At 61.4% G+C, this 20,353-nt stretch carries 14 protein-coding genes, 1 tRNA gene and 1 pseudogene; 4 read left to right on the forward strand and 12 right to left on the reverse strand.

The annotated features are described in order from the left end of the window. Together JJ889_RS00005 and JJ889_RS00010 are read right to left on the reverse strand one after the other, a co-directional pair. Window positions 1-283, reverse strand: a pseudogene (locus JJ889_RS00005) (IS6 family transposase); the annotation flags it as partial. 90 nt (window positions 284-373) lie between these two features. Beyond that, window positions 374-464 (reverse strand) — tRNA-Ser (locus JJ889_RS00010). A 215-nt stretch (window positions 465-679) separates the two neighbouring features. On the opposite strand from JJ889_RS00010, the gene JJ889_RS00015 reads away from it, so the two are divergent. Beyond that, a complete protein-coding gene (locus JJ889_RS00015) occupies window positions 680-1,234 on the forward strand; it encodes a DUF1579 family protein (RefSeq protein ID WP_291890700.1) in 555 nt (184 codons plus the stop codon). 71 nt (window positions 1,235-1,305) lie between these two features. Continuing rightward, window positions 1,306-1,977 (forward strand): HAD-IB family phosphatase, encoded by a 672-nt coding sequence (locus JJ889_RS00020; protein ID WP_291890701.1) that lies wholly within the window; start codon window positions 1,306-1,308, stop codon window positions 1,975-1,977. Here JJ889_RS00020 and serA read toward each other — a convergent pair whose 3' ends face one another. The 4 genes from serA to JJ889_RS00040 form a co-directional block, all read right to left on the reverse strand. Beyond that, the gene (gene serA / locus JJ889_RS00025) at window positions 1,978-3,186 is read right to left on the reverse strand and encodes a phosphoglycerate dehydrogenase (protein ID WP_291890702.1); all 1,209 of its coding nucleotides are present in this window, start codon (window positions 3,184-3,186) and stop codon (window positions 1,978-1,980) included. 855 nt (window positions 3,187-4,041) lie between these two features. Continuing rightward, window positions 4,042-4,569 (reverse strand): inorganic diphosphatase, encoded by a 528-nt coding sequence (ppa, locus tag JJ889_RS00030; protein WP_291890703.1) that lies wholly within the window; start codon window positions 4,567-4,569, stop codon window positions 4,042-4,044. A 100-nt stretch (window positions 4,570-4,669) separates the two neighbouring features. Beyond that, complete coding sequence (gltB, locus tag JJ889_RS00035) at window positions 4,670-9,172, reverse strand: glutamate synthase large subunit (RefSeq protein ID WP_291890704.1); 4,503 nt, start codon at window positions 9,170-9,172, stop codon at window positions 4,670-4,672. Then, window positions 9,169-10,590 (reverse strand): NAD(P)-dependent oxidoreductase, encoded by a 1,422-nt coding sequence (locus JJ889_RS00040; protein WP_291890705.1) that lies wholly within the window; start codon window positions 10,588-10,590, stop codon window positions 9,169-9,171. Before JJ889_RS00040 ends, gltB begins: the two co-directional genes overlap by 4 nt. Window positions 10,591-10,911: 321 nt before the next feature. Here JJ889_RS00040 and JJ889_RS00045 point away from each other — a divergent pair, with 321 nt between their 5' ends. After that, on the forward strand, window positions 10,912-11,610 hold the full coding sequence (locus JJ889_RS00045; RefSeq protein WP_291890706.1) for a GntR family transcriptional regulator: 699 nt from the start codon (window positions 10,912-10,914) through the stop codon (window positions 11,608-11,610). Here the strand turns inward: JJ889_RS00045 and JJ889_RS00050 are convergent, their stop codons facing one another. Together JJ889_RS00050 and JJ889_RS00055 are read right to left on the reverse strand one after the other, a co-directional pair. Further along, the gene (locus tag JJ889_RS00050; RefSeq protein WP_291890707.1) at window positions 11,611-12,609 is read right to left on the reverse strand and encodes a 4-hydroxyproline epimerase; all 999 of its coding nucleotides are present in this window, start codon (window positions 12,607-12,609) and stop codon (window positions 11,611-11,613) included. A 20-nt stretch (window positions 12,610-12,629) separates the two neighbouring features. Further along, window positions 12,630-13,553, reverse strand: coding sequence for a dihydrodipicolinate synthase family protein (locus tag JJ889_RS00055; protein WP_291890708.1), 924 nt, complete (start codon window positions 13,551-13,553; stop codon window positions 12,630-12,632). A gap of 153 nt (window positions 13,554-13,706) precedes the next feature. Between JJ889_RS00055 and JJ889_RS00060 the strand changes: the two genes are divergently transcribed. Continuing rightward, the gene (locus JJ889_RS00060) at window positions 13,707-16,178 is read left to right on the forward strand and encodes a zinc-dependent metalloprotease (RefSeq protein ID WP_291890709.1); all 2,472 of its coding nucleotides are present in this window, start codon (window positions 13,707-13,709) and stop codon (window positions 16,176-16,178) included. On the opposite strand, the gene JJ889_RS00065 is transcribed toward JJ889_RS00060, so the two are convergent. The 4 genes from JJ889_RS00065 to JJ889_RS00080 all read right to left on the reverse strand — a co-directional run bounded on the left by JJ889_RS00065 (window position 16,163) and on the right by JJ889_RS00080 (window position 20,310). After that, complete coding sequence (locus JJ889_RS00065; RefSeq protein WP_291890710.1) at window positions 16,163-16,555, reverse strand: YbaN family protein; 393 nt, start codon at window positions 16,553-16,555, stop codon at window positions 16,163-16,165. The two genes, JJ889_RS00060 and JJ889_RS00065, sit on opposite strands and share 16 nt — an antisense overlap. Next, window positions 16,552-17,715, reverse strand: a complete 1,164-nt coding sequence (locus tag JJ889_RS00070; RefSeq protein ID WP_291890711.1) for a membrane dipeptidase — start codon at window positions 17,713-17,715, stop codon at window positions 16,552-16,554. Before JJ889_RS00070 ends, JJ889_RS00065 begins: the two co-directional genes overlap by 4 nt. Window positions 17,716-17,809: 94 nt before the next feature. Further along, window positions 17,810-18,709, reverse strand: coding sequence for a hypothetical protein (locus JJ889_RS00075; protein ID WP_291890712.1), 900 nt, complete (start codon window positions 18,707-18,709; stop codon window positions 17,810-17,812). A gap of 101 nt (window positions 18,710-18,810) precedes the next feature. After that, window positions 18,811-20,310, reverse strand: a complete 1,500-nt coding sequence (locus JJ889_RS00080; protein WP_291890713.1) for an alkaline phosphatase — start codon at window positions 20,308-20,310, stop codon at window positions 18,811-18,813. Window positions 20,311-20,353: the final 43 nt, after the last annotated feature.

A 20,353-nucleotide genomic window follows, 5' to 3' on the forward strand; every position in this document is an offset into this window, starting at 1 on the left:
AGAGGTAATGAAGCTCTCCGTTTATCTTTACGAAAACCTCATCCAGATGCCACGCCCAGTTCGAATAGTTCGTGCTCTGCACGCGCCGTTTTCGGATCTCCTTCGCGAAGAGTGGACCGAAGCGGTTCCACCAAAATCTCACTGATTCATGAGTGATATCGATGCCTCGTTCGTGCAGCAGATCTTCAACGTTGCGCAGCGACAGCGGAAAACGGACATACATCATCACGGCCAAGCGGATGATCTCAGGCGAAGTCTTGAAATATTTGAACGGATTACGCATCGCGCGACGCTAGGAAACTGGCGCTCCACTCTCAAGCCGAAGTTCCTCTGACACTGCCTCGGGCACGCATTGTGATTTCAGGGAAAAGAGTGGCGGTGAGGGTGGGATTCGAACCCACGAGACGGGGACACCGCCTACACGCGTTCCAGGCGTGCGCCTTCGACCACTCGGCCACCTCACCGCAAGAGGCGCGGACTATATCGGCTAAGTGGCAAATCACAAGCCGTCTCGCTCAGCTAAACGCAGCGAAATCGCCATCAGAGTCAGTTCCCGGCTCAGCTTATCCAGCCTGGCGGCGGAATGGGATGAAAATCGGCAGCGGAGGGATGAGCGGATCTGGTCGGCCACTCGGCCCGAACGCTAGAACAAGCTGCGGTTCTGAAACGGAGTTTTGTCATGTTGCTTGCCCTTGCTCTGGCCACCACACTCAACACCATCCAGGTCACGCCTGCGCCCGGCGCGGAAGCGCGCGAAGAGATGTCGCGACTGGCATCGCTGGCCGGCAGCTGGGTGGCAACGATCGAAATCATGCAGCCCGATGGCGGATGGGAAACCGCCGGCGAGGAAATGGTGGAGATCCGCTACATGCTCGGCGGACTTGCCCTGCGCGAGGATCCGGCTGAACACCCGGTCAATCCCTTCCGCCTGGAATCCACCATCCAGTACGACCAGAACCGCGACCTCTACCGCCTCGCCGCCATGGATGACACCTGGGGCAATATGGATATCTATGAGGGCGAGTGGAACGAGAACGGAGCGCTGGCCCTCACCAATCTGCGTTCCGGAACCAGTTTCGAGAACCCTGATGGCACATCCCTGCCCTTCCGCCTGACCACCCGGATTGACGGCCCGAATTCCAATGTATTCCAGATCGACATGACGGCGGATAATGGCGAGACATGGCGTCCCTATCAGCGCATCTCCCGCGCCCGCTACGGAATAGATAATTAGGCATGGCAGGTTTCACTTGCCCGCCGGGATAAAGCAGGCTTGTCTTGGGCTTAGCCTGTTGGGAGCCCGGATTGAATCGCCTGATCGCCTTTGATGTCGATTCCACCCTTCTGCGTGTGGAATCGCTCGACCTGGCCGTGGAACACGCCCTTCAATCGCATCCGGACCGGGACGCGGCGCAAGCTCGACTGCATGAGCTGACCCAGGCCGGCATGACCGGCACGCTCGCCCTGCGCGACAGCCTGCTTACGCGGATCGGCATTGCCGACCTTTCGCGCGATCTCGTCGGGGATATCGCCGAGACCCTGCGTCGCCAGATCACGCCGGGTTTCAAACCGCTGCTGAAAGCCCTGCGGGATGACGGCGATGAGCTGCACGCGATTTCCGGTGGTTTTGTCGACCTGCTCGAACCGGTCCTGGGCGATCTCGGTTTTGGCCCGGCGCATGTTCACGCCAACCGTTTCAGTTTCGACGGTGACCGGGTGACCGGGCTGGATGTCGACATCCCCCTGTCGCGCAATGGCGGCAAGACGGATGTGCTGAACCTGATCGGTGGGCAGTTCGAACAGGTGATCATGGTCGGCGACGGCATGACCGATTTCGAGGCCTATGAAGGGGGTGCTGCAGACCGTTTCATCGGTTTTGGCGCCATCGCCCAGCGCGAAGTCGTACTGGCCGCGGCAGAGCATTCCGGCGCGGAATATGTCCGCACGGTCGACGCCCTCGCCAGGGCCCTGCGATAATCAGCCTTCGATGAGCCGGGTCGCGATGGATCCGTCCAGCGCCGCAATGTGATCCACGAACCCCGCCGGAAGATCGCCTTCAAGATCAGCGGTCGCATAACCCAGCTGTCCCATGGTCTGCAGGCGCTGGGCGGCGATGTTCGCGCCGGACGCGCTGACCGCATCGTTGAAGCGCGACAGGAAACCCGGCGCGTTCTCGTGGAAGCTGAGGATACGGCGAACGCCCCGCCTGAGCGGACCGGGATCAAGCTCGGGCACATTAACCGCGCCCTTGGTCGTGCCCTGGCTGACGAAACGCGCCAGCTTGAGTGCCACATCATCCCCGATGGCGGCCTGGGCCTCCAGGGTGGAACCGCCGACATGCGGGGTCAGAATGACGTTCTCGAATTTCTGCAGGGGAGACACAAACGCCTCGTCCTTGGAGGCCGGCTCCTTGGGAAAAACGTCCACGGCCGTACCGCGGATGTGGCCGCTCTCCAGGGCTGCGGCCAGCGCATCGACATCAACGAGGTCGCCACGCGCCTGGTTGATGAAATGCGCGCCGGCCTTCATGCGGGCGAATTGTTCAGCACCCATCATGCCCTTGGTCTGGGGCGTGGAAGGGACATGAATGGTGACGACGTCTGAAATCTCCAGCAATTCGTCCAGAGATCCCACCGATCGTGCATTACCGTGCGCAAGCTTGGGCTCAACATCGTGGAAATAGACATGCATGCCCAGACCCGAGGCGAGGACGGAGAGCTGGGAACCGATATTGCCGTAGCCGATAATGCCGAGCTTCTTGCCTCGCACCTCGTGGGAGTGTTCGGCATTCTTGCGCCACTCACCTCGCTTGGCAGCTTCGGATCGGTGCGGCACGCCGCGCATCAGCATGATCACCGAGGCCAGGGTCAGCTCCGCAACGGACCGGGTATTGCCAAACGGCCCATTGAACACCGGGATGCCCCGCCCCGCCGCTGCATCCAGATCGACCTGGTTGGTGCCGATGCAGAAACAGCCCAGGGCCAGCAAGCTGGGCGCTGCGGCAAAGGCATCAGCATTCATCTTGGTGCGCGAGCGGATGCCCGCCACGATTGCCCCGCCCAGAGCCGAATGCAGATCAGCAACCGGAAGCGCGGCGCCATGACGCTCAATCGTCAGCGAGGCTGACAGAAGCGGCTTGTCAGCGACCGGATGGATGTTTTCAAAGAGGACAGCGGTCTGGCTCATCGGGCGCACCTTTTTCGAGAAGTCCCCAGACTAGCGCCATTTCATTGCACCGCAACAGAGCGGGACGCCGTTTGACGCAAAAATGTTAGCGCAAACCGGAATTGCGAATATGCATGTGAGAACGGGTGTGGCTCCACGACCTTCTGGCGTGGAGTTATGAGAGGCATGCGGGAGGCCGGACGGGCCGAAATTTGATATTTGTGTGAGTGGCGCGACAAGTCTCCCGCACGCGGAGTTTTCCCGGACGCTCTCGCCCCCGTTTCCAAACATGGCGGTATCCCGGTCGGGCGTTTAGTGCCGTTTGACCTACCATGCCGCCCTGCCGGACCCTCGCCGCGTCACCGACAAGGGGCGGACAGGCTCCGCAAACCGCCAGGCACAGATGACGTAGGCCTGCGCCTCTCATCCCGGAAGTCACAGGCGATTATGGTGCATTGGCACAGGTGGGGGATATCTTTGCCGCGAGCGGGGGCTTGGGGTCGCCGAAACTGAGAACGAAGGCGGTGTGGGAACGCCTGTGATCACAGCACCTTCGCGCTACGCGCTCCGGCCCCTCCGTCCCTTCGCCCCCCCCCGGGGGGGGGGGAGGATAAGCATTCAAACACCGTCACCCTGATGACGATCAGGGCCCAGTTCGAAGGTTTGGGTGTTTCACGGACAGGCGCTTTCTGGAGCAGGACCCGGCCTTATGAACTGGGTCCCTGCCTTCGCAGGGATGACGTGGATAAAGCCGCGCACACCGAATTCCCACCCCGGCTCAAGCGCGTGGACCGGCTTTGCCGTGATGTGATGGCCAGCCACGAAAAAGCCCGCTGACCGGGGTCAGCGGGCCTTGTCCAAAAGGATCTGCGCTACCTATTTCTGGGCACGCTCGATCGATTCCTGGATCAGCTGGCGGGCCTTCTCGGCACCTTCCCAGCCCTGGACCTTCACCCATTTGTTCGGCTCGAGATCCTTGTAGTGCTCGAAGAAGTGACCGATGCGGGCGATCAGCGTCTTCTGGACATCGGTGTAGTCGAGCACCTCGTCATACATGGAAGAGATCTTCTGGTGCGGAGCGGCCAGGATCTTTTCGTCCAGACCGCTCTCGTCTTCCATCAAGAGGACGCCAATCGGACGGGCGCGAACGACACAGCCCGGAACCAGGGTCGTCTGGCCAAGCACCATGACATCGATCGGATCGCCATCATCAGACAGGGTGTGCGGCATGAAGCCGTAATTGCACGGATAGCGCATCGGCGTGTGCAGGAAGCGGTCTACAAAAACGGTGCCGCTGTCCTTGTCCATCTCGTATTTGACCGGCTGGCCGCCAACCGGAACTTCGATGATGACATTGATGTCTTCGGGCGGATTGATGCCAGCGGCAATTTTATCGAGGCGCATTTTCTTTATTTCCCAGCAGAGAAGCTATTTGCCTGTCCTCATACGCCTATCGCAGCAAACCGCCAATGGGTTCGCTGCGGCGCAATATGAAGTTTAAGCATCAGGCAGAGCGGGCATCCGGCCCGTCACCGGTCTGCGTGGCTTCGCGGGCGACGACTTCCCGGCCGCGCAAATGCACCCAGTGGGCCCTCTCGGCCGTCCAGCTGGACAGGATGCGTGCAGCCACCCGTGAACCGGTGAGATCGAGATGGGTCTCGATCAGCCGGCGGCAGCGGCGCTCGGCCCCGGTGTCCAGGGGCAGCTCGACAACGGTTTCGCGATTCAGTCGGGATTCCAGGCGCTTGTCCGGGTCGTAGAGGAAGACATCGCCCCCGGTCATGCCAGCCGCAAAATTATCCCCGACCGGCCCCAGGATCACGGCCGCGCCGCCCGTCATGTATTCACACCCATTGGTTCCACAACCCTCGACCACGGTTTCCGCACCGGAGTTCCGAACGGCAAAACGCTGGCCCGCCTTGCCGGCAGCAAAGAGGCGGCCGGAGGTCGCACCATAAAGACAGGTATTGCCGATGATGACGTCATGCGCGCCACGGTCCTCATACGGGCGGATGATGACCTCGCCACCGGACAGGCCCTTGCCGACATAGTCATTGGCATCTCCGGAAAGACTGATCCGCAGGCCCTTTGCCGCAAAGGCCCCCAGTGACTGCCCCGCAGAGCCCTGGAGCTTCAGTGTCAGCTTGCCGTCTTCCAGCCCGTCCGGGCCGAAGGTTCGGACAATGCGCGAGGAGGTCTTGGTGCCGACCGCGCGATCGGTATTGCGGACCACATAGTCCAGCTGCATCTTCTCACCGCGCTCGAACACCGGCTGGGCGTCCTCGATGATCTGTTCATCCAGGCTGGGCGCGACTTCATTGCGCTGTTTGCGGGTCGAGCGGGCCGGGCGATCCGCCGCGTCTGCACGGATCATGATGGCGCTGAGATCAAGATCATCGAGCGCTTCGGAACCGCGCGAGACCTGGTCGAGCAGGTCGGAACGGCCGATAACATCCTCCAGGGACTGGGCGCCCAGTCCCGACAGGATCTCGCGCACATCCTCGGCCAGATAGGTCATCAGATTGACCACATGATCCGGCGCCCCGCCGAAACGGGCGCGCAGATCATCATCCTGGGTACACACACCCACGGGACAGGTATTGGAATGGCATTGGCGCACCATCAGACAGCCCAGAGCCAGCAGCGCCGCTGTACCAATCCCGAATTCCTCCGCTCCAAGCATGGCGGCGATGACGATATCTCGGCCGGTGCGGATACCACCGTCAGCGCGCAGGGTCACACGGTCACGCAGGCCGTTGAGGGAGAGCATCTGATGCGCTTCCGCCAGGCCCAGCTCCAGCGGACCGCCGGCAAACTTGATCGAGGACAGTGCCGCAGCACCCGTACCGCCGATCGAGCCGGATATATTGATTATATCGGCGTTGGCCTTGGCAACACCCGCCGCAACGGCACCGACGCCCGAAGAGGCAACCAGCTTTACGCCCACTCGAGCTTCCGGATTGATCTGCTTGAGATCATAGATCAGCTGGGCAAGGTCCTCGATGGAATAGATATCGTGGTGCGGCGGCGGCGAGATCAACGACACGCCTGGCGTCGACAGGCGCATGCGGGCGATGAAGTCAGTGACCTTGAAACCGGGCAGCTGGCCGCCCTCACCGGGTTTGGCGCCCTGCGCGACCTTGATCTCGATTTCGCGGCACTGATTGAGATATTCCGCAGTCACCCCAAATCGCCCGGAGGCGACCTGTTTGACCGCGGAATTCATATTGTCTCCATTGGGCAGGGCGACATAACGCGCCGGGTCCTCGCCACCCTCGCCGGAGACAGACTTGGCACCAATCCGGTTCATGGCGACATTCAGTGCGGCATGGGCTTCCGGGGAAAGCGCTCCCAACGACATGCCCGGCGTGACGAAACGCTTGCGGATACCGTTGACACTCTCGACCCGTTCCAGGCTCACCTCGGGGCCCAGCGCGCGCATTTCCAGAAGGTCGCGCAATTGCGTCGGACCTTCACTTGCCAGCGCCTTGCGGTATTCAGCCCACGCATCACGATCCTCATAGCGCACAGCCTTCTGAAGGGCCGAGATAGCCTGGCCGGAAAGGGCATGGCGCTCGCCGCTGGACCGGCGGGTATAGAAACCGCCCACGGGCAGGGCTTCGTGTTTGGCCCAGGCGCGTTCGTGCAGATCGACCGCGATCGCCTCCAGCCCCGGCAGTCCAATACCGGAAATCCGGCTGACCACGCCCGGCAGATAGGCTTCCACCAGCGCGCGTGAGAGACCCAGCACCTCGAAATTACAGCCGCCGCGATAGGAGGAAATGATGGAAATCCCCATTTTGGAGAGGATTTTCAGAAGGGCACCGTCGAGCGCCTCCTTGAGATGACGCGCGCGGTCCCGTGCCCATTCATCACCGCCCACGGCCGGACGATCTGCGGTCACGGTGGAAAAGGCGAGATATGGGTTCACGGTCGTCGCGCCCAGACCGATCAGAACAGCTGCGTAATGGCCGTCGAAACACTCGGCCGTGCGCACATTGATCGAACAGGCATTGCGCAGGCCCTGCTTGGTCAGATGCGCGTGCACAGCGCCCGCCACCAAGATCATCGGTAATGGCAGGCGGGTTTCGTCCTGCGCCATGTCGGAGAGGACAAGATGGCCCGCACCACCGCGAATGGCTTCACCGGCCTGTTCCATCACCGAGGCCAGCGCATCGCGCATAGCCTGGCCGTCACCGGCCGCAGTCTTTGCCGGGAAGGTACAGTCGATCTCGTGCACCGTGCGGCCAAGATGCGTGCGCAGACGGTCAAAGGCGCCATTGGTCAGGATTGGACTTTCAAGAACCAGCACATTGTACTGGCGCTCTCCGAAACCGAGAATATTGCCCAGATTGCGGAAACGCGTCTTCAACCCCATCACCCGGCCTTCCCGCAAGGGGTCGATGGGCGGGTTGGTGACCTGGGAGAAGGTCTGGCGGAAGAAGTGGCTGAGCGGACGATAGCGATCCGACAGTACGGCGAGCGCCGTATCATCCCCCATCGAACCGACAGCCTCCTTGCCGGCTTTCGCCATTTCCTTGAGCACCAGCTCGATTGACTCGAAAGAAAATCCGGCGGCGGCCTGGCGGGACCGGCGCTCTTGCGCGTTGAACAGTTCAGGTTCGGCACCCGGCCCGACCACCGGTTCGATATCCTCGACGCTCTCCAGCCAGCGCTGATAGGGGCCTGAGCTCGCCAGCTCGTCCAGAATTTCCGGCTCGCGGTAAAAGCGTCCCTCGACCAGATCCAGGGCAATCAGACGCCCAGGGGTGACGGAACCCCGTTCGGCGATACGTTCCGCATCAACGGGTGCCATCCCCGTCTCGGAGCCAACGATCAGCATACCATCATGGGTCAGCGAATAACGCATCGGGCGCAGGCCATTGCGGTCCAGCCCTGCCACGGCCCAGCGACCATCAAACGCGGCGATCGCCGCGGGCCCGTCCCAGGGCTCCATCACCGCATTGCAATAGCCGTACAACGCCTGCCAGCTCTCCGGCATGACATCGGTCCGCTTGGACCAGGCCTCAGGGATCAACAGCGTTTTGGCCATTGGCGCCGTGCGGCCGGCCCGCACCAGAACCTCAAACGTCTGGTCCAGCGCTGCCGAATCCGACGCCCCGGGCTGGATCACCGGCAGAACATCATCCGTCTCGGACAGGAAGGCCTTTTCCGCGATGTGACGCTCGTGCGATCGCATCCAGTTGGTATTGCCGCGGATCGTGTTGATCTCGCCATTATGCGCGAGCATGCGGAAGGGCTGCGCCAGGCGCCATTCCGGAAAGGTATTGGTGGAATAACGCTGATGGAAGATCGCGAAGGGCGAGACGAATTCCGGATCCCGGAGGTCGAGATAGAAAGCATCGATATCCTGGGCCCGGAACAGGCCCTTGTAGATGATGTCCTTGGGCGAGAGCGAACAGACATAGAGCTCGCGCAGATTTTCCTCTCGCGCCCGGCGTTCGATACGGCGGCGTATGAGATACAGGCAGCGAGACAAGGTTTCCGGATGCCGGTCGACCGGATCCCGAAACAGGACCTGTTCGATCTCCGGCAGGGTCGCACGGGCTTTCTCACCCAGGACCGAAGTGTCGATAGGCGGCTGGCGCCAACCATAAAAGGCGAGGCCTTCGCGCAGGATTTCCGCCTCGATGATGGCCCTGGCGCGCTCGCGGGCGGCGAAATCTGTACGCGGCAGGAAGACCATGCCGACGATAACGTCCCCGGCTTCCGGCTCGTGGCCCGTGCGAGCGACCTCGTTCTTGAAAAACGCCTGGGGAACACCGACACGCAAGCCGGCACCATCCCCGGTCAAACCATCAGCGTCCACAGCACCGCGGTGCCAGACTGCCTTGAGCGCCGCTATACCCAGCTCGACGATCTCGCGACGTGGTTTGCCGTTGACGTCCGCGATAAGGCCGACACCACAGGCATCTTTTTCATGTTCAGGATGGTGCAGGCCGGTGCTCTGGAGCCGATGCAGCTGATCTTTGACAGAACGGGTCATTCGGCAGCTCCCAATACGGCCTGGCGGTTGTCGAGATAGGCCTGAATGGATTGAGCAGCGTCGAGCCCGTCCTTGATCGCCCAGACCACAAGGGACGCACCGCGATAGATATCGCCGGCCACAAATACCCCCTCAAGGCTGGTCATACGGGTATCGCGATCAGCCGCGACATTGCCCCAGCGGTCGCGCGCCAGATCAGCATTGGCAAAAGCCTTGGGGAGGTCTTCAGCTTCAAAGCCCAAGGCAGCAACAACCAGATCCGCGTCGAGGTCAAACACATCGCCTTCAACCGCTTCAGGTGATCGGCGGCCCGTCGCATCGGCTGCTCCCAGCCGCATGCGCTGAACCCGTACCGTCTGAACACCATCGCCGTGATCATTGATCGCGATCGGATTGGCGAGCCATTCGAAGGTGACACCCTCTTCCTCGGCATTGCGGACTTCACGGGCCGAACCGGGCATGTTGGCCTTGTCGCGGCGATACAGGCAGGTCACGCTTTTCGCCCCCTGTCGGATCGCGGTGCGCACACAATCCATCGCCGTATCACCGCCTCCAACGACCACAACGCGCTTGCCCTTCGCGTCCAGGCGGCCTGCCTCGTCAATGGCATCACCCAGATCATCGCGATTGGAACGCGTGAGATAGTCCAGTGCTGGAACAAGCTGTTCGCCAGCGCCCGGACAGGTCAGCTTGCGCGCGGCATACACGCCGGTCGAGATCAGGACAGCGCTGTGCCGGACCCGCAGGTCAGCGAAGGGCACGTCCTGGCCGACATCGCAGTTGAGGCGGAATTCGACCCCTCCCTCTTCCAGGCGTTTGAGGCGGCGCTCGACGACACTCTTCTCGAGCTTGAAGCCCGGAATGCCGTACATCAGCAATCCGCCCGCGCGGTCGCTGCGTTCGTAAACGGTAACCGCGTGCCCGGCTTCACGCAGGCGCTCGGCGGCCGCCAGACCCGCCGGACCGGATCCGATGATGCCAATGCTGGCCCCTGTTGGCACACCCGGCTTAATCGGCTCGATCCAGCCTTCCTGCCAGGCGGTATCGGTGATGAATTTCTCGACACTGCCGATTGTCACGGCACCATGCCCGGACTGCTCGATCACACAGCTGCCTTCGCACAACCGATCCTGGGGACAGATCCGGCCACAAATCTCCGGCATGGTCGAGGTCGCCGAGGAGGCCAGGTAGGCGTCGTGCAAGCGGTCATTGCCCGCCAGCATCAGCCAGTCAGGAATGTTGTTGCCAAGCGGGCAACCAGACTGACAGAAGGGTACGCCGCACTGCGAACACCTGGAAGCCTGGCCCGTCGCCGCATCCACCGCCCAGTCCGCATAGATTTCCTCGAAATCCTGCTTGCGGTCCTGAGCGTCGCGCGCTTTCGGGTAGTTCTGATCCAAGTTTACAAATCGCAGCAAAACGCTCGCCTCCCACACTCGCCTTGACGCAGCGCAGCATAATTTTCGCAACCGCACAAGTTTGACTCGGTCACAATTTATAGAGAATTATTCCGTGGTAGCGATAACTTTGGTGAATAGGAGGTATTATTTTCGTCGTTTACGTGGGCGTAAGCAATTTCCACCCAAGCCTCATACGACGCACCGCACAATTTCCAGGAATTTCTCGCAACCGTCTGATTTGGAAGCCATTACGAGCGCTTCTTATTGAATGACATCCGTCTGTGCTGTAGGTCTGCGGAAACTAGAAACAAAACCAAAACCAGATTTCAGGATTTATCCTTGCCCAAGTCATCTCCCAGCTTTTCCGACCCAATCCAGAAAACCAGCGTCGTGGACACGCTGGCGGGAAAACTACGTGAGCGTATCCTGAAAAACGAGTTGCGCGCGGGCGAGCCGCTGCGCCAGGAAGCCCTTGCCGAGGCCTACGGCGTCAGCCGCATGCCGATCCGTGAGGCCTTCCGTCAGCTTGAAGCCGAAGGTCTTGTTGAATTCCATCCGCATCGCGGCGCTGTCGTCAGCGCCATGTCGATCGAGGAAGCCGAGGAATTGTTCGACCTACGCCTCGCCATCGAGACCGATCTGATCCAGCGTGCAATCGAGAATGCGACCGAGCAGGACAAAAACACCGCTAGAGCTGCACTGAAGGCGGTTCAGGACGCCTACTCTTCCGGAGATGAAGAACACTGGGGCGCCTTGAACTGGGCATTCCACAAGTCGCTCTACACAGCGTCCGCCCGGCCGCGCTCCCTGGCCCTGCTCGACGGTCTGAATGCCAATATCGATCGCTATGTGCGCCTGCAATTATCGCTGGAGCGCTCGGCACCGGATCGGGCTAATATCGAACACGATCAAATGCTGCAGGCCTTCACCAGCGGCAATGGCGAGGAAGCTCGCTCGATCCTGCAGCAACATATACAGGATGCGCGCTCATCCCTGCTGGCAGCCCTGCGCGAGCGCCAGGTCCTGGCGGACGCCTGATCAGCTGACCAAAAACCCGTGCTTGAACGGGTCTCGATCATCCACAAAAATCGTGTTTACACCCGTCTGCACAGCCCAGCCCCGAACGCTGGGACAGATCGCGTTGAATTCGCCGACCCGCGCCGCGCTTTCCACCCGCCCGTGAAACAGCGACCCGATAATACTCTCATGCACGAAGTCATCGCCGGGCCTGAGCTCACCACGCGCGGCCAGCTGGGCCATGCGCGCACTTGTGCCCGTGCCACAGGGAGAACGATCGATTGCACGCTCACCGTAGAACACCGCATTGCGCGCGTGAGCTTGGGCTGATCTTGGCTTGTCGGCCCAGAGCACGTGGTGGAAACCGCTGATTTCCGGACTTTCCGGATGCTGGCAATTCAGCTGGGCAGATGCAGCGGCCCGCACCTGGAGGCTGCGCGACAGCAGCCAGTCTACACCCACCTCATCAAGGCCTGGGAAGTTCTTTTGGGGTTCGATAATGATGTAGAAATTGCCGCCATAGGAGATGTCGACAACCAGTTCGCCGAGCCCCTCGACCTCAAGTTTTGCCTCGGACTGATCAAGGAAGCTGGGCACGTTGAAGATACGGACCCCGGCGACATGATCGCCATCCCATTCCACTTCGGCGCGCACCAGTCCGGCCGGGGCGTCCAGAACCACGCGGGAGCGGTCTTTCGGCATAATGTATCCGTTCTCCAGCGCCATGGTGATCGTGCCGATCGTGCCATGCCCGCACATGGGCAGTGCGCCGGATGTCTCCACAAACAGGATTGCCGCATCGGCCCCCTTGCTGATTGGCGGATAAAGTATGGAGCCGGACATCATGTCATGACCGCGCGGTTCGAACATGAGGGCCGTGCGAATCCAGTCGTGGTGAGCGAGAAAATCCAGGCGGCGCTCCGCCATGGTCTCGCCGGCAAGGGCCGGGACAGCACCGGTGATCACCCGGACGGGGTTCCCGCAGGTATGCCCGTCCAGACAGAGGAATGTATGGCGCATGCCCGGCCCCTCGCTCGTCCTTATTGGGCCGGAATGGCATCCAGCTGGCTGACCGGGCGCGTATCACGGGCCTCTTCAACCATTCGGATCACCTCGGCGCGACGCGCCCCCGTCAGTTCCATGCGCGGCATGCGCACCAGCTCTGATCCACGCCCCATAACCGCTTCGGCCAGCTTGATCGACTGGACCAGATCATGATCGGCATCGAGATGCAGCAGCGGCATGAACCAGCGATAGATTTCGCGCGCCCGGACCAGGTCACCCGCCTCGAATGCGTCCCAGAGCGCGATGGACTCACGCGGGAAGGCGTTGGTGAGACCGGACACCCAGCCCTCGGCACCCAGCAACAACTCTTCAAGCGCCACATCATCCAGACCCGCAAACACCGTATAGCGCTCGCCGCAGGCATTGATGATATCGGTGATCCGACGGGGATCGGGCGCGCTTTCCTTGATCGCAGCCAGGTTCGCGACATCGGACAGGCGCTGCAGCGTGTCGATTGAGATGGACACGCGATAGGCGGGCGGGTTGTTGTAGAGCATGATCGGCAGACGGGTGGCACCGGCCACACGGCGTACATGCGCCTCCAGCTCGGCTTCCGTCGGCACATAGACCATGGCCGGCAACAGCATGAGACCGTCTGCACCGATCTCTTCAGCGGCGCGCGCATAGTTCTCAGCCAGCTCTGTCGTCAGCTCGGACACACCGGTGATGACCGGCACACGCCCGGCCACGACCTCGGCGATCGCCTTGAGCACATCGCGTTTCTCGCCGGCGCGCAGGGAGTTGTTCTCCCCGACAGTGCCCATGGCAATGATGCCGTGCACGCCATCGCGCACCAGATTGTCGACCACCCGCTTGGTTGCCTCAATGTCCACGGAGCGGTCCTCCGTGAACTGCGTCGTTGCCGCGGGGAATACGCCTCGCCATCCGATCTTGCTCATATGCGCACCCTTCATTCAAACCCGTAGGAAATGGAACATAATTTTCCATACTACAGAAATTGGATCCAATATACAATTATTTCAGTTAAACGCTTTGTGTGATGACAGCGTAGCGTGGTGCAGCTAGCGTTCGCGCCAAGAGGGGAACTCCATATGTACAAAAAACTTACGACTCTGGCGGCCATTCTCACGCTTGGCGTCAGCCCGATAGCGCTCGCCCAGGAGAGCATTTCCGAAGCCGTTGATGGTCTTGATGCCCGCGAAGGCTTCCTGACGAGCTATGTCGACACTGCGAACGGTCGTGTGCTGGTCGAGCTGACGCCACAGGCAGACGGCTCGCTGGGACGCATGATTTACACGGCCCGCCTGACCTCTGGCCTCGGCTCCAACCCTGTTGGCCTCGATCGCGGACTGGGTTCCAGCTCGGAAATCCTGCGTTTCAGCCGCGTCAATGGCCAGGTCTTCGCCGAGTTCGAGAATACGGGTTATGTCGCCCTGGGCGCCGGGGAGGAAGAAGCGGACGCTACGCGCCAGAGCTTCGCACGCTCCGTGATCTGGCAAACCAACATCATCGCGGAGAGCGATGGTCGTGTTCTCATCGACCTGTCAGATTTCCTGGAACGTGACCAGGTTGGCACGGCGCGCACGCTGTCGCGCTCCGGCCAGGGTTCTTTCTCGGTGGATGGCGGGCGCAGTGCACCGCTGACCGACAGTGTTCTGGTCTTTCCCGAAAACGTAGAGATCGACGCAGTCCTGACCCTGCAATCCTCCTCACCGGGATCGGAAGTCCGTGCGGTAGCGCCTTCGCCAAATTCGGTGACGCTGACGATACACCATTCCTTCGTCGCCCTGCCGGATGCGGGCTACACACCCCGTATGGCCGACGACCGCGCCGGGAGCATCATCACCAGCGTCTATGACATGGCCGCGCCGCTGGACGAGCCGGTCCGCCGCTCATTTGCCTTGCGTCACCGCCTGGAACGTATTGATCCCTCCGCCACGTCTGGCCCGGTCGTGGAACCGATTGTCTATTATGTTGACCGCGGCGCCCCGGAAGTCATCCGCCAGGCCCTGATCGAGGGCGGCAACTGGTGGGGCCAGGCTTTCGAGGCTGCCGGTTTTGAAAACGCCTATCGTGTCGAGCTCCTGCCGGAAGGCGCTCACCCGGCCGATGTACGCTACAACATGATCCAGTGGGTCCACCGCCAGACACGCGGCTGGTCCTATGGCGGCTCGGTCATCGACCCGCGCACGGGCGAGATCATCAAGGGCCACGTCATCCTGGGCAGCCAGCGCGTGCGCCAGGATCGCATGATCTTTGAAGGTTTGCTCGGCGTTGACGGAACAGGAAGCGGCGGCGCCAATGATCCGCTGGAACTGGCTCTTGCCCGCATTCGCCAGCTTTCGGCCCACGAAATCGGCCACACGATCGGCCTCGCCCATAATTTCGCGGCCAGCATTAACAACCGGGCCTCGGTGATGGATTACCCGGCCCCCTGGGTGCGCATGAGTGACGCTGGTGAGTTTGATGTCTCCCGGGCCTATGACACCGATATCGGAGAGTGGGATATCACGGCGATATCCTGGCTCTATGGCCAGGCCGCGACACCTGCCGCCGAGGCGAACCTGATCGAGGGCGTTCTGGAAGACGCCCGCGATAACGGCCTTCTCTACATCACCGACCTGCATGCGCGTGGCAGCAATGCGGCCCACCCTCTGGCCAATCTCTGGGACAATGGCCCTGACCCCGTCGCCGAGCTGCGCGAGATCATCGATGTGCGCAACGCCGCCCTGGCCGGTTTCGGCCAGCAGGTCATGGCGGCCGACCAGCCGCTGAGCTCGCTGCGCGGTGTTTTCCCGCCGATCTATCTGTATCACCGTTACCAGGCCGAAGCCGCTGCCAAGACACTGGGCGGCGTTCACTTTGCCTATGAGACAAACGCCGTTGGTGCAGCCGGCCTGCGCACCGCGTCCGCTGCGGACCAGCGCGATGCACTGGCCGCTCTGACAGCAACGCTGGAACCGGGCTTCCTGGACATCAGCGACCAGACGCTGGCCCTTTTGGCACCGGCTCCGTTCGCAGACTATGACGCGGCGGCAACGCGGGAGTTGTTCAACTCCTCCCTCTACCCGGCTTTCAGTCGCCGTGACGCAGCGGCAGCTGCCAGCCGCATCAGCCTCAATGCCATGCTGTCTTCGGGGCGGGTGGCGCGCATCGCGGATCAGTCCGCACGCGATGAGAACCAGCTGGGCCCGGACGAGCTGTTCTCCACAGTGGAAGCTGCGGTCTTCAACGCCCCGCGCGGTGAGGCAGCACGCCTGACGCCCATTCGCGAAGCCGTACAGACCGAATATGCCGATCGCCTTCTCGCCCTGGCCAGCTCGGATAATCCAGCCGTGGCTTCCCTCGGCCGGGCGCGTTTGACCGGGCTTTCACGCTTCCTGTCCCGCGGCTCCAACGCCCATCGTAACTGGTTGGCGCAGCGTATCGAGACCGGTTTGGCACGCATTGGTGAAGGCGAGGACCTTGCTGACAGTGATACCGCCATCCCGCCGGGCAGCCCGATCGGTGCCGACAGTTGCTGGCATTGCGACAGCGCCGAGCTTCTCTACGGAGCACGCTGACTCTTGCCTTTCTCTCCCGGTCCGCCGGGCCGGGAGAGAATGAAAGTGGCGGACGCCGTGAGCACCAGCGCCTGGGTCAGAAGGATCCACCAGCCCAGCCCCATGAACCAGCTCAAGGCGAAAGCCCCGATCATCACAGCGATGGCGATGATCTTGGAATTGCGATCAATGGCGCCATAGTCACGCCAATTGCGGATCAGCGGGCCGAAACTTCTATGGTTGAGCAGCCAGTCATGCAGGCGTTTGGAACTGCGCGCGAAAGCATAGGCCGCCAGCAGCAGGAATGGCGTCGTGGGCAAGAGTGGCAACAGCGCGCCGGCAATCGCCAGCCCCGTCATCAACAGCCCGAAAATCAGCCACAGGGCACGACGGATCATTCGCCCTCACCCTCCGGCAGATTGGCGAGGAAGAAACGGATCGCATTCTCGCCCATGATCAGCGCGACCTCGTCACGAGAGAAACCCTGACGCAAAAGCTCGTGCGTAAGTACAGCGAGCTCTGCGCCGTCGAAACTGGCGGTGATGGCGCCGTCATAGTCCGAGCCCAGCGCAACGTGATCGATTCCCACCAGCTGGACCGCTGCCGTGATCGCCCGGGCGACACCGGCGGGACTGTCATCACAGGTCACATCCGCCCAGAAACCGATCCCGATCAGACCGCCCGCAGCGGCGATCTCCCGCATCAGCGCATCCGGCAGGTTGCGCTGGGTCTGACAGTGACCGTGAATACCGGTGTGGGACACGATGACCGGCTCATCAATCAGGCCCAGCACATCGCGCACAACCTGGTGCGAGGAGTGGGCCACATCGATCACCATTCCCATGTCCACAGCTTGCAACACGACCTGCTCGCCAAAGGCACTGAGCCCGTCACCTGCAAGGCCGTGCAGGGAACCACCCAGTTCGTTGTCAAAGAAGTGATGCAGGCCGAGCACCCGATAACCTTCATCATGGAGCCGTTGAAGATTATCGATCTCGCCTTCCAGGGAATGCGCGCCTTCCGTCGCCAGCAGCGCCACCATCGGCCCGTCTGGATTGGCCAGGGCGGCTCGCAGGTCAGCTGATGTCCGACCGATCACCAGCTCGTCGCCCGCACGCTCAATACGCTGCAAACGGCGGGCATGGAAACGCGCGCGGGCAAACAGGGAATTCCAGGTATCCACCGGCCAGCGCTGAACCACTGCAAGCGCGGTGATGTTGTCGCTGTCGGCTGAGTTGCTCTGGTAATTCTGGCCGGAGGGCGTCTTGGTGACACTGGCAAAGACCTGAAGGCGCACATTGGAATGGGCTAGGCGCGGAAGGTCGGTATGGCCACGATTATTCCAGCGACGCGGATTGCGCATCCACAGCAACATGTCCGAATGCAGGTCCGCGACACGCAGCTCGTCGTGAAGCGCGCGCGCTTCGGCTGATACCTGATACGGCGCATGAGGATGTACGCCATTCATATCGTTATCGACATGGGCGGGCAGGATCCGGAACACCCCGATGAGGATGGCCGCAACAAGAACCACAAGAGCGGACAGAATGATGCGCATGACAATCTCCGTGCCAACAGCTTGCCGGGGTTTGCCACACAAAAAAAGAGGCCGCTGGCTCGCAGCGGCCTCTCCGATTGTCAGACGAGTTGAACTATTCGCTGTAGAGCTCGGAAATGGAGAGGCTCGCATTGGCGTTTTCGCCCTGGCGATACGAACCGATCCAGATGTCATATGTGCCGGACATGGCATTGTGGAAGGTCAGCGCCGGATTGAGGCCGGCATTGCCGCCATCGTCGTCACAGTGCCAGTTTCCGTTCGGATCATTGATCAGAAGCGTCGTGTCGGAACTCGAATTCGCTGAAATAATCAGCGGCAGGGAACCCGCCGAGAAGCTGAGCTCGAAGTCCGGCGGGCCCGCGACCCAACCGCGGCAGCCCGAACGAACATCCGACGCAGCAAACTGGCCACCGGACACCACGTTCACACGATAGGGGTCGGGCGCAAATCCGGAATTCAGGCTGACCGAACCATACAGGGCCGGCAGGCTGTAATCCGGGCCATAGACGGTCGGCTGGTCATAGTGCTCGGCCACTTCGCCGATTTCGGAAACCGACAGGGTCGAGCTGGCATATTCGCCGGACTGGTAGGAACCAACCCAGACGTCGTAACGGCCTGACAGCGGGTTGGAGAATGAAATCAGCGGGTTGAGACCTTCGCCACCATCATCGTCGCAATACCAGTTGCCGTTCGGGTCATTGATAACGAGCGTCGTATCACTATTGGAATCGACACCAATTGTCAGGTCGAACAGATTGCCCGCGCTGTACGAAACCGAATAATCCGGCGCATTGGCAATCCAGCCACGACAGTTTCCACCGACATTCGAAGCCGAAATCGTTCCCCCGGACGTGATCTGTGCCGTGTGTGGATCCGGTGTGAAACCGGAGTTCAGCGACACGCTGCCAGCCGTCGCCGGCTGTGTGAAATCCTGAGCAAACGCACTACTCCCCAGCGCCAATACACTCGCCGAGATCGCAAGAACATATTTCATCTTGATCCCCTTTTCCCTGATGCGGGGTGCCTGGCACCGCGCATACCCTAAGATGGCAACATTAGGGGATAGAGGGCCTGAACCCCAGCTGAATGTTGAAATTAGTCCTGCGCCCCCTCGTCGCTCGCCCAACCAAGGGCAGCGGTGATGAGGTGGAAAATCGTGTTCTGCTCCATGGAACCCGTGAAATAATGCGAGCGCGGACCATTGGCGAAAAGCGCTACATCGGCACCGGAATGCGTCTCGGCCGGGCGCCTTACCGTCGCCTCCTGACGATAGCTGGTATCCTGAACCTCTTCCTCGGTCAGCGCCTCGTCATCTTCCGAACGCGTGTTGGGACCATTGGCATAACCGATCGTCGTATAGGGACGACCGGTGGCGTCGAACGTCAGGCTTGGCTCACCACCACGCTCTTCCATATTGGCAGAGCGCACGAGACCCAGGATCGGATTACCGCGTGCAGGATAACCCGATATCGTCATGGTGTGACCGTGGTCGGCTGTGACCAGGATCAGCGTTTCATCCAGATCGACAAGCTCTACCGCGGCGGCGATCGCATCCGCAAAAGCCTGCATGTCCGTAAAGGCGCGATAGGCATTGGTCGCGTGGTGAGCGTGATCGACACGACCCGCCTCCACGAGCAGGACATAACCATCCTCGTCATTTTCCAGACGGCGCACGGCGAAGGACGTCAGCTCGGCGAGGGAAGGCTCCTCCTCGCTGACGCGGTCCGCCTCGAACGCCAGGTGGCTGCCGGTGAAAAGACCGAGCACCGGAGCCTCATCCTCGGCTGCAAGGCTCCTGAATTCCTGTGCGGTGGTTGCGGTGGCACCGCCACGATCCGCCCACTCCTGCATCAGGTTGCGGCCGTCGCCGCGACGTCCGCCTCCCCCCTCGGGCAGGAAGGCCTGGCGCCCACCACCCAGCACCACATCCAGCCCGTCGCCATGGTCGAATGAGAGAAGCTGAGCCGCGATATCCTCACAACCGGCCTCCACGGCTTCGTCCGGAAGCACCGTATCCAGTTCCCACGTGCGGGAAGATGAATGAGCATAGGTCGCTGCCGGCGTAGCATGGGTAATGCGTGCGGTGGAGATAATGCCGGTCGCCATGCCACGATCCTCGGCGAGCTCGACCAGGGTTGCGGGCGGCGTGGAGGAGCCGTCGCAGACGTCCAGGAACTGGTCACCACGCACACTCAGCGCGCCATTGCGTGTCTTGACCCCGGTAACCATGGCCGAGGCCGTGTTTGCCGAATCCGGTACCTGGGCATCGGTAGAATAGGTCCGCACCAGTGCCGCGTCCGGAAAGCTCTCGAAGCTCAGCAAATGTTCCACATCATCCTGACCCAGCCCATTCTGCTGGCCATCGAAGATCCGTGCTGCCGTGATTGTCGGAATACTCATCCCGTCGGCGACAAAAAGGATGACATTGCGTGCCTCTTGCGGGCGCAGGCGCCGCTCGATTCGCGCGCGTGCCTCGGCCTGTGCCCGGACCCAGGTCTCATCCCGAGTGGTTTCGCCAGACTGGGCATGACCTGCGGAACAGATCGTCGAGACGGCCGCCAGAACGGACACGGCGGTGCTGATTGAAACGCGCACTGAACATCCTCCAATATTCTTCGTCGGCTCGCCTAGCGGAGCT

The organism is Maricaulis sp., from assembly GCF_017643475.1.
Classification (GTDB): domain Bacteria; phylum Pseudomonadota; class Alphaproteobacteria; order Caulobacterales; family Maricaulaceae; genus Maricaulis.

Coding starts and splice junctions, on each gene's coding strand:
- JJ889_RS00015 (WP_291890700.1), top strand. CDS start 680: ATGTTGCTTGCCCTTGCTCTGGCCACCACACTCAACACCATCCAGGTC.
- serA (WP_291890702.1), bottom strand. CDS start 3,186: ATGAGCCAGACCGCTGTCCTCTTTGAAAACATCCATCCGGTCGCTGAC.
- ppa (WP_291890703.1), bottom strand. CDS start 4,569: ATGCGCCTCGATAAAATTGCCGCTGGCATCAATCCGCCCGAAGACATC.
- gltB (WP_291890704.1), bottom strand. CDS start 9,172: ATGACCCGTTCTGTCAAAGATCAGCTGCATCGGCTCCAGAGCACCGGC.
- JJ889_RS00050 (WP_291890707.1), bottom strand. CDS start 12,609: ATGCGCCATACATTCCTCTGTCTGGACGGGCATACCTGCGGGAACCCC.
- JJ889_RS00055 (WP_291890708.1), bottom strand. CDS start 13,553: ATGAGCAAGATCGGATGGCGAGGCGTATTCCCCGCGGCAACGACGCAG.
- JJ889_RS00060 (WP_291890709.1), top strand. CDS start 13,707: ATGTACAAAAAACTTACGACTCTGGCGGCCATTCTCACGCTTGGCGTC.
- JJ889_RS00065 (WP_291890710.1), bottom strand. CDS start 16,555: ATGATCCGTCGTGCCCTGTGGCTGATTTTCGGGCTGTTGATGACGGGG.
- JJ889_RS00070 (WP_291890711.1), bottom strand. CDS start 17,715: ATGCGCATCATTCTGTCCGCTCTTGTGGTTCTTGTTGCGGCCATCCTC.
- JJ889_RS00075 (WP_291890712.1), bottom strand. CDS start 18,709: ATGAAATATGTTCTTGCGATCTCGGCGAGTGTATTGGCGCTGGGGAGT.